Raw genomic sequence first — 8,259 nt, 5'->3', positions numbered from 1 at the left:
AGCTTGGTAGCGTTCTGCGGGGGTGGTGTCGGGTAGGGCCATGAGGCGCAGCCGGACGTCGAATTTGGCCCACGCGAGGTCAAGCGGGTCGACATCGGGTTGCGACTGCAGCTTGGCGAGCTGGTCGCGGGCCCATTCGACGTCGGCCTCTGCTGCCTCGTATTCGGCTTCAGCGTCGGCCCATTGGGCCGTGACGTCATGGAGTGCGATCAGGTAGGGGCGGTCGGCGTCGGCGCGTTGGCGCAGTTCGCGGATCTGCGGGGTGGCTTGGCGCATGGCGGGTCCGTCACCAATCTTGGCGCGGGCATGCAGCGCGTCGTGGTCAGCCAGCGCCTGCTGGTATTCGGTGCGGAGGACCGTCAGGTCGAGCAGAGCCGCCGGCAGGGCCGGGGCATGTCCGCGTTGACGGGGTAAGTCTGCGAAGTCCAGGCCACCGAGTTCCTCAGCGCTGTCGGGCGCGGTGTTGATGGGGTCGGGCTCAACAAGTTCGGGATGCCACGGTTCGGTGGACAATTCGGTAGCGGGCATGTCGATCCTGGGGGAGTGCGGGTCGGGGGGAAGTTGTTCTTCTTCCTCGGGGTGCAGTGGGGGTTGTTCGGGGAGTGGGTGCTCGGTGTGGTCGTGGTGGCCGCCGATGAGGTCGACGGTGTAGGTGATTGCTCGGGCGTATTGATAAGCGGGGATGGTGTTGTCAGGGTCGACGTCGGCGAGGTGTTCGGCGGCGACGTGGAGCAAGTCGGCGGGGGTCCAGCGGGCGGGGTCGGCGGCGTTGACCGCCGAGACGAGGCCGGGCCAGGCCGGATCGGCGATGATGGATTCAGCTGCTGCTGACCCGAACACGTTGTGCAGGTCGGTGATCCAGGTGGGGCGCAGGCCGGTATGGGGGGTGTCGAGGGTGGCCGTGGAGGTGAGTTCGCCGGCGAGGCGCCACCACAGGGCGGCGGCGGGCAGTTCGTCGGGCAGTGGGCGCTCGGTGGCGGCGGCGCGCACGAGGGCGGGCAGGTCGGGACGGCTGGCGGCGGCTTCGGCGAGGTGGGCGGCCAGTTGTGGCCAGTGCCCGTCGGCCCGGATGCGCGGGTCGATGGAGTCGATCAGCTGCTCAAAGCGGCGGGTGTGCGGGTTTTGGGTGCGTACGACTGCTTGGGCATGGTTTTCGAGCAGTTTCTGGACGGCGCGGGCACGTACTGCGTACTGCGGCGGCCCGAGCAGGCTGGTGTCTTCGGCGGCCACGTGGTGCGCGGCGCGGAAGACCGCGATTTCGGCGGCGAGCTGAGGGTTGGCGGCCAGCACGGGTTTGGCCCAGGCCGGTGCGGTGGCCGGTGTCCAGTCGTGGGTGACGGTCCGGCGGATCTGGTCGGCGAGCTCGGCGACGCGCTGGGCGCGCCCGCGCAAACAGTTTCCCCAGTCCGGGTCCTCGGCGAGCGAGGTGGGGGTGGCGGGCAGCCAGCGCAGCGGGCCGATACCGGTGGAGTGTCCGCCGGTGGGGTCAATGCGCCAGTCGATCACCGCGGCTGGGTCGTGGGCGCTGAACAGTTCGCCCGCTGTCGCGGCCTCGGTCAGGGTGGTGGCGGGGTCGCGCCCGTCGGCAGCCACGAGGGCCAGGTGTTTGCACAGCACCGGCCATGCTTCTGCTCGGGTCAAACCGGGGTAGAGGTGGTCGGCGGTGATGTGCAGTTGGGCCAGCAGGGCAGGCGAAGCACGATGTTGTGCGGCTTCGCCCAAGGCGTCGTAGTACATCGCCGCGGCCGCACCCAACCGCAGGAAGGGGTCGCGGGCCTCGCGGGCGGCGCTGGTGGCCGAGATCTGTGCGCCGTCGCGTGCCAATGTCTTTGTGAGGACGTCCACGGCTGTTTCGGGGTGCGTTGCTTTGGGCGACAGCACTCGGTGCGGGTCGGATTCTGCGGTGGACAGATAGATGTGGTTTTCGATGCGGCCGCGAGTGAGAGCCACATAGAGCAATTGGCGGGTGAGATGTCCCGCGCCGACGATGTGGCACGCGTGTCCGGCGGTGAGTCCTTGTGCAGAGTCAATGGTGGCTGCATAGCCCAAGGTGACGTGTTTTTTGACGTAACGGGCGGGCAGGTGCACTGTTTGGCCGTTGCCGAGGTGGCGGGCGGTAATGCTGCCGTTTTTGTGGGTTTTCAGGATTTGGAAGCGGTAGCCGTTGCGGACGTAATCGGTGCGGCTCATGCGTAGCCAGCGGGCGTTGCGGCGGGTGCGGATCAAATCGCCGGGCGAGGCGGCGAGCCGGTCTGAGAGGGTGATTTCGTGGCCGCGCAGGGTTGCGGGGTCGGCAGACGCGAGGCGATCGAGTCGAGCCCGGGCGTTGAGGGTGTCGACGATGTCGTTGGTGGGGGCTAGCAGAATCGAGTCTCGGCCTGCGTCGAGGTCGGCGGCCCACGCGGTGTAGGCCATGTCGGCTGCGGTGTGGTCTGCGCCGACGTGTACACGGTGATGGTCGATGTAGAACCCGAGTCCCGAGGGGTCGCCTTTGCGGATCGCGAGGGTGGCGGCGCTTTCGGCGGTGGAGGCAAAGCGGACCAGCTGAGAGAGCGTCAGGGCGCCGGTTTCGTGGGCGATGTCGCGCAGCACGCCGCCAGCGGAGATGGACGCGAGTTGGCTGTCATCACCGACAAGGCGGATGCTGGCGCCACGGGCTAAGGCGTGGGTGATCACCGCGTCGAGTTCGAGTGTTCCGGCTTTGCCGGCCTCGTCGATGATGATGAGCGTGTCGCGTCCGATTTTGTTGAACCACGGTGGTGGGGCCGAGCGAGTTGTCGCCTTGGCCGGGTCGGTTGACCACACGTATTTGGCGATGGTGTCGGTTGGTGCGCAGAGATCCTCGCCGAGTTCGATGGCAGCTGCCGCCGTTGGGGCCAACCCGATGATGGTTCCTCCCGAGGCGCGCCAGGCATGTGAGAGTGTGGCCATCGCGGTGGTCTTTCCTGTACCGGCGGGGGCAAGCGCCAAAGCCAGCCGGCGACCACTACTGGCCATCTCTCCGACCAGCGCGACCTGGCCCTCGTTGAGTTGTTTGCCGCGTGCGGCCGACTCAGCCAGTGCCAGTTCGATGTCGATGTCTTCAACGGTGCGCCCGCCGAGCTGGCGGGCGGCTGCAAGGATGCGTCGCTCTGCGGCGAGCAGGTCCTCGCAGGTGTAAATCGTGCTGCCGTGGCGGGTGTAGACGCTGGTTCCATCGCGGCGGCGCAGCTGCGCAGGTTCTCCCATTTCGCCGTCGTCGACGTCGATGTGTTGGACCGACAGTGGCGCGGCCAGGGCGGCGTCAGTGATCTTGGCGGCCAGGGTGCTGTCGGCAGCATGTCCGGTGCACCGGACCAGCCGCTGCGCCTCGGCTAAGACGTGGTGGCGTTGCCAGGTTGCCCGCGACTGGGCCACGGTAGCGATGACTTTCGCTGCGTGCGCGGCGATCCACTGGTCATCGACAGCTTCGAGCTGCGGGCCCGGTGTGGACAAGACCGTGCCCAGCATGGCGGTCAATTCCCGCACGCCGCCCAAGACTTCAATGGCTTGGGCGCGCCACGTTTGGCGCTGCTCGGCTAATGATCGGGGCTCGTGTTTGGCTTCGCGGGTTTCCAGGGTCGCTTGTTGGGCCAGGGCGATGGTTTCCACGTGAGTCGGTTCGCGCCCGTGGGTGGCTTGGAATTGCTTGGCCAGCTCAGCGGTGCGAGCTTCAATCGCCAGCCGCCGCGAGGACCACGCGGTCATCAGCTCGGCAGACATTCCGACGATTTCACGCACCGGCCGCTTGCTGCGTCCCTCGGCAACAACGTCAGCGAAGTGCAGCTGCAGTCGCTGTCCGAGGTGGGCTTCCAGGCGCGTGTTGTACAGCTCGGAAGCGGCAACGGTGAACTGGTGCACAGGCTGACCGTCAAGCGCCAGCCAGCGCAGCACGCCGTCAGCGCCGACGGTGGCGACCTTGTTGGAGATGGCCACATGGGTATGAAGGTCGGGGTCACCCGCGCGCGAGTCACGATGGGTGAACGCGGCTCCGATCAGCCCAGTGGTGTCGACCTGAGCGACACCGTCAGCACCGGAGCGGGTGAACGCGGCGTGCGTTTCCAACCACGCCAGCGCATCTGCCACCGCCGCGTCATGGCATTCCTCGATGACTCTCGCGACGCCGAGCGGCGCGATCGCCCATAAGCTCGATACCGACTTCACGGGCGAAAATGTCAAGTCGTAGCCGGCGACTGCGGTGGTGCGGGCGCGGGTTTCTCGCGCGATGAAACCACTGAGTTCACGATCGTCGGCGGGCGCGCGGCCGTATTGCTCGGCGAACATTCTGCGCGCGACAACGGTGCGGATCGCAGCGCGCGTGGGCGCGTCGATGGGCGCGTTCCAGTGCAGTCCGGTCTCTTCGTTGTGGTCGCGGTAAGCCACGGCGAGGGCGCGTGCGAAGGTGGTCTCGCCATCGCGGATGTAGAACTTGCGGCCCAGTTTGGCGGCGTTGATCGCCGCGGTACCGCGAGCTCCCCGTGCGGTTTCATAAGCTGTGATCGCATCAGCGTTCGGGTGCAAACCCTCGCCGAACAACGCCTTCATTTGGGCTTCGGTGACCTGCGAGCCCTCCGGGACGGCCCACAGCTCGGCCACATCACTTGCTGGTGCCCGCCGCGCACCGGCTGATTCCAGCGAGGCCAGCCCTGAACCGAGCCAGCGGCCCGGGGATTCGCCTTTCGATGAGTAGTAGTCGATCAGCGGCGCCCGGCCACGGGCAGTGGAATCGACAGCCGCCACTTGCCGGATCAGGTATTGATACCCGTCACCAGCGGTGAGCTTGTGCGTCGTCATCGTCACTGCAGTGCCGTCCTTTCAGGCGCACGTTAGAGACCTCAGCGACGATCTGTCCTACGCAGACAGTGCAGTTCTTAAGAAACCCTTAGCCTTAATGCAAGAGGTGTGTGGTGTCTGGGGTGGTTGAAAACGGTTGATGCGTGGGGGCTTTTGGTGCGGGGGGAAGGCTGGGTTGGTCGGATGATGTTGTGGAGCAGTGGTTTTAGGAGACAGGGGAGGCGGACAAATGTGGACAAGCGTGATGTTGGTGGTTTTGGTAGAGCGGGGCGGTGCGTTCGTCGTATGGTGCGGCGATGGTGAATATCAACTCGAAATCGGCGGCGCGTAAGCGTGTTCGTGAAGCGCAGCTTCGAGCGAACGAGGCGCGCGTGGAGCGGGAGCGTCAAAACGTTGACGACGCCGCGTCAATTCTGGTCGAACTTGGCCGGCTGACGGCCGTGGATGAGTGGGAGGCAAACCGCATCCTCGAGCTGCGCGCCGAGGGGGAGCGGCGGCGCCACGAGCATCGCCAGGCGGCGGCTGCGGCAGTGGCTCGGATGCAGGGCCGCGGTGAAACGCTCACGGCGATCGCCGAATTGACCGGAATTAAAACCAGTGACGTTCGCGCAGTGCTGAAGTCGACGACCGCGCGCGCCGGCGCGGCGCCAGAAGCACTAGGCGCGGCCAACGGCGCGACGCCAGAAGCACTAGGCGCGGCCAACGGCGCGACGCCAGAAGCACTAGGCGCGACCAACGGCGCGACGCCAGAAGCACTAGGCGCGGCGCGCGCATGAGGGGTGAATGACGCAGCGGCACACGAGGACATGTCGGTCGCCTGGCTTAGTGTAGGCGCATGCGCGTTGAGTGGGGGATGCCGCTGTGGGTTGACCCGGTGGTGCACGCTGACGAATGCCGGCGCTTCGACTCGTACGTCGTGCGCGGCCCTGACGCTAGCGACTGTGATTTCTTCACGGGCGCAATCGGTGCGGACGGCTACGGCCGGTTCTTCGTCTACCGCGGAGGCAAAGGGATTTGTGTGCGACCGCACCGGTACGCGTTGGCGCGTCGGCTTGGGGTGGTGCTTCAGCCACACGAGCTGGGTTTGCACGAGTGCGATAGCCCGCTGTGTGTGAAAGTCTCTGCCCCCGAGGCCTCGCGCCAGCATGTGGTGGTGGGCACTCAGGCCGAAAACATGCGGCGCATGGCCCGGATGCGGCGCGGGGGAGGCCGTAGGTCGATTCCCAGTGACGGGTTATGGGCTCGGCGAGAGCGCTCGGTGGCGTTGCGCACGGTGTTGCGTGAACGCGGCTGGGATCGGGCGGAGGTGGAAGCGGCGCGACTCGGTGGTATGCCGACGTTGTGGTGAGGGTACGGGCACTGCTGCGGCCTGCGCTAGCGGTCGCGATGCGGTGCGACGCGCGGCCGGGTTGTGAGCGACCCGGTAGACGGCGGTGTGCATCGCCCAGTAGACGGCGACAATGTAGGCGCCAGGCACCACGCTGGTGGGATCGGGCCGACACGTCGACTGGTTCGCGTCGTGTGCGGTGGCGATGACCAGCAGAGCGGTGTTGGCCTCGTCTACGGTGTGGAACCGCAGTCCCGTTGGTCGTTCCCGTGTTCCATTCGCCCAGATCTTCAATTCGCGGATTTCCAGGCAGGGTGTGTCATTCGGCGTGTTGGTGGCTGGCGAGCAGTGGTGGTTGTGACCCATGTGGGCGTGGCCCACCGCTTGTGAACGAACTGCAGCCGTGCGCGCCGCGGCGCGCAGCAGCTGCGGTTGCAGCGGATAGCGTCCGTACTGCGGACCCCACGCATCGATCCATTCGACGGTGACGTTCTGCACATCGATCGCGACGATGAAGCCGTAGGTGGTCTTGCACGTGTAGGTGGCGCACGTGCGGCTCATCGCGACGGGATCGGCGGCGGAGACGAGTTGGCCGATGTGGAATCCATTGGGGCTGTTCATTGTCGCTGTCTGACGGGTTGATGATCGATGGCGCCGGTGATGCGGTCCCATGCTGTCAAGATCGCATCGCGCTCGTCATTGGACGCCAGGGCTAGCGATTCCTCGAGCGCTGCCTTTGCGGCCGAGAACTGCCGCTCGGTTATCGGGTCAGTGAGGCGTCGCTCGATGGTGGCGACCGCGATCGTCTGGCCGTCGCACGGGTCAACTAGTTCGTAGCTGGCAAAGGGTTCGGTGAGTTGGATGGCGCGGCGCGTGCAATCCACCTGGCCGTGGTAGGAGTCCAGCGCGGCGGTGGCATCGCGTCGATCCGGGTGCACGCTCATTGACAGTGCGCCGCGCTGGTGCTCGATGATGAGGTCATACATGGTTGGTCCTCGTGGTCTCAGACCGCTGCGGCCAGGGAAGCCAGCCCCCGGAGCCGGTCGGGTCGGAAGCCGCTCCAGTGTTCGGATCCGGCGACGATAACTGGCGCCTGCAGGTATCCCAGGCTCATCACGTAGTCGCGGGCGTCGTGATCTTCGGTGATATCCACGACGTCGTATTTCACGCCGTTTTTGTCCAGGAATTTGCGGGTGGCGGTGCATTGGACGCAGGCCGGCTTGGTGTAGAGGACGATATTCATTGGAGCCTCCTAAATGGTAGGGGAATGACGCTGCATTCGGTTATTAGTGTATCGGGTAATGCGTTGTGAGACAACTGGTATAGGCAATTTCGGCGAGTATATTTTAGCGTATTTCCTATCGCATTGTTCCGGCTTCGCGCATTTATGTCATTCGCCGATTTATCCGAATTGAGTCATTGCCTATTCGATGTGATCTTTTGGTACGGGCCTGGCCACCAGCCGAACTTTGTGTGCTGATGCCAAGCCCGTGAATTCTTCTTTATTGGCCGCCGGCGAGTAGGCGGACGACGAAGCCGCCAAGCCATTGGGCAACGTTGCTCGACACTGCGTTGCCGAATCCCATCGTCTGTTCGGAGCGGTTCCCGGTGACGCGGTAGTCGTCGGGGAAACGTTGGGCGCGGGCGTGCTCACAGGGGGTGAGCATTCTGAAGCGGCAGTCCTCGATCTCAATCGAGGAGGCTTCGACTAGGGCCGCAGAGTCCCGCGTGGCAACAGCGTGCAGGGGCTCTTCGGTGGTCTTGGCCTTACCTTTGCGGTAGGGGATCACCAGGGAGAGGTTGGGACGGGCGACGACTGAGGCCATGGGATCGTTGACGCTCTTGGTCATGTGGGCGATCCCCTGATAATCCAGGCCGCCGTGGTGCTTCTGGATGAAGGCGCCGGGCGGGACGGTGAGCCCTTGGTGGCCCCCACCGGTTCCGCCGCCCGTGGCCACGGCGGCCAGCGGGTCACCGATCGGGCTCACGTCGGCGTGGTTGCGTAACACGGTGATCCATGGCTGCGGAGTGAACAGGCCATCGGTCTCGCGAGTCATGCGGGTCCGAACGGGGTCGGCGGCGGTCGTCGGGTCGGTATTCCAAGAGCCTCCGGCGGGGAC

The 8,259-nt window shown here is 65.6% G+C and carries 6 protein-coding genes; 1 reads left to right on the top strand and 5 read right to left on the bottom strand.

Annotated features, from left to right (window positions below; all coding sequences use genetic code 11):
* The coding region (mobF, locus tag AC2VOU_RS06375) for a MobF family relaxase (RefSeq protein ID WP_486956612.1) at positions 1-4,818 on the bottom strand (4,818 nt) is incomplete at its 3' end.
* A 290-nt stretch (positions 4,819-5,108) separates the two neighbouring features.
* On the opposite strand from mobF, the gene AC2VOU_RS06370 reads away from it, so the two are divergent.
* Positions 5,109-5,588, top strand: a complete 480-nt coding sequence (locus AC2VOU_RS06370) for a hypothetical protein (RefSeq protein WP_486956611.1) — start codon at positions 5,109-5,111, stop codon at positions 5,586-5,588.
* Positions 5,589-6,046: 458 nt separating this feature from the next.
* Here the strand turns inward: AC2VOU_RS06370 and AC2VOU_RS06365 are convergent, their stop codons facing one another.
* The 4 genes from AC2VOU_RS06365 to AC2VOU_RS06350 all read right to left on the bottom strand — a co-directional run.
* A complete protein-coding gene (locus AC2VOU_RS06365; RefSeq protein ID WP_486956610.1) occupies positions 6,047-6,760 on the bottom strand; it encodes a hypothetical protein in 714 nt (237 codons plus the stop codon).
* The gene (locus AC2VOU_RS06360; RefSeq protein ID WP_486956609.1) at positions 6,757-7,125 is read right to left on the bottom strand and encodes a hypothetical protein; all 369 of its coding nucleotides are present in this window, start codon (positions 7,123-7,125) and stop codon (positions 6,757-6,759) included. The genes AC2VOU_RS06365 and AC2VOU_RS06360 overlap by 4 nt, the downstream gene beginning before the upstream one ends.
* A gap of 17 nt (positions 7,126-7,142) precedes the next feature.
* On the bottom strand, positions 7,143-7,382 hold the full coding sequence (nrdH, locus tag AC2VOU_RS06355; protein WP_486956608.1) for a glutaredoxin-like protein NrdH: 240 nt from the start codon (positions 7,380-7,382) through the stop codon (positions 7,143-7,145).
* A 259-nt stretch (positions 7,383-7,641) separates the two neighbouring features.
* Positions 7,642-8,259: DNA cytosine methyltransferase (locus AC2VOU_RS06350; RefSeq protein ID WP_486956607.1), on the bottom strand; the 618-nt coding region annotated here is incomplete at its 5' end.

The sequence above is a fragment of the Mycobacterium sp. TH-M25 genome (assembly GCF_057473665.1).
The sequence above is the reverse complement of the archived record's forward strand: the minus strand, read 5'-3'. Positions and strand labels throughout refer to the sequence as shown.